Origin of the sequence: Paenibacillus solisilvae, from assembly GCF_042656405.1 — a bacterium.
In the GTDB taxonomy this organism is placed as follows: domain Bacteria; phylum Bacillota; class Bacilli; order Paenibacillales; family Paenibacillaceae; genus Paenibacillus_Z; species Paenibacillus_Z solisilvae.
On the sequence record NZ_JBHSOW010000132.1, the window covers coordinates 1 to 1,250 of the forward strand.

Sequence of the window (1,250 nt, forward strand, 5' to 3'; positions counted from 1 at the left end):
AGGATACCCTCCCTCGAAGTGGAGGTAAGGTATCCTGTTTATAAGATTTGGACTTTTTCAGTGGCCTCGTATAGACCCCTCCGTATTTTTCTGTTGTATTGTCATATCCCATACCACGAACTTGAAATTCCAATACCGTTCCTTCTTGTTTGTATTGTTCTTTGTGAAATTTACCCACAAACCGGATTTTGTAAAAGTATTTTCCTAAGTACTTTTCCCTATTTCGGTAAATTTTATGTAGCACCATGGCCGTTACCAAAGTAGTCTCTGATTCGAACCGCGACATAATCACCACGAATAATCTAATAAATTAAAAAGACCATGGCTTTAGCATTAGCCATAGTCTTAACCAAAAATCAAATCTTTAGCTACGAACGCTCAGGATTACGGTCATGGTTACTACTTCTCAAACCAGCTAAACCGAGTAAACCTAAAAGTCCTAACCAGCCCCAATCGAAATCATTATCATCATTAACTGCATTAGCCCGATAGTTACCTGCAGCAGTTGATATCGCATTGTAGCTATTTGTATTAATTGAACGGTTGTCATAAGACTGGTTACTTTGTGTAGAGGTCATACTGTTTGTGCCTGCAGCACTTAAGATTCCGGCGCTCATCATTAAGGTGAAGCAGCTTAGCAGCAAAAATGTGAATAGATATTTCAATTTTCTCATGCAGATTAACTCCTCTGCTGATTTTATTGTGATTAAACTTTAACTGTTTCTGGTCTCTTGATTAGTAAAGGAGGAGGAACCAGCCAACCTTTATCCTTTAGCATTCTAAGGGTTTTACCACCAAGTACCGTTTTTGCGGCGGCATATTTTGCAAATAATGCGCCGATATCTTCGCGAATACACATTGCCATTGCTTGAGTGCAAGCAACAAGACCCGTTGCTGTGTCGGCAGATATCGCAGCGGCAATTTCCTGATCGGCTAAACGAGCACCCACAGGAATATCTTCGAGATTGGCTTTTGGTCTGTCAGCCATTATTGGAGCAGGAGCGATACCATTCGCATTAAGTATTTCATCCAGTTCCTTTACTTCTTGTTTAGCTTGATCAATGTAGTCTTCAATCAATTTCCTTAGGTCCTTGTCACCAGTGTGGTTTAAATATGCTTGATAAAAAGAAACTGCTGCTTTAGCTGTAGTAGAAGCTGTCCATACACTGGATACTTCACCGAAGTGACCTTGCCTCAAAAAAGTAGACACAGAGAAAGCCTCGGCGACACCCATTAGTCTATTGCCTAGA

General features: G+C 40.6%; 2 protein-coding genes. Both read right to left on the reverse strand.

Annotation, left to right across the window (positions count from 1 at the left end; translation table 11 throughout):
• Positions 1-368: 368 nt before the first annotated feature.
• Complete coding sequence (locus ACFPYJ_RS32135; protein ID WP_379192509.1) at positions 369-674, reverse strand: WGxxGxxG family protein; 306 nt, start codon at positions 672-674, stop codon at positions 369-371.
• Positions 675-706: 32 nt separating this feature from the next.
• On the reverse strand, positions 707-1,234 hold the full coding sequence (locus ACFPYJ_RS32140) for a DUF3231 family protein (protein WP_379192511.1): 528 nt from the start codon (positions 1,232-1,234) through the stop codon (positions 707-709).
• Between the last annotated feature and the right edge of the window lie 16 nt (positions 1,235-1,250).

Excerpts from the sequence above, each read along its gene's own strand:
- ACFPYJ_RS32135 (WP_379192509.1), bottom strand. The coding sequence starts at position 674 with ATGAGAAAATTGAAATATCTATTCACATTTTTGCTGCTAAGCTGCTTC.
- ACFPYJ_RS32140 (WP_379192511.1), bottom strand. The coding sequence starts at position 1,234 with ATGGGTGTCGCCGAGGCTTTCTCTGTGTCTACTTTTTTGAGGCAAGGT.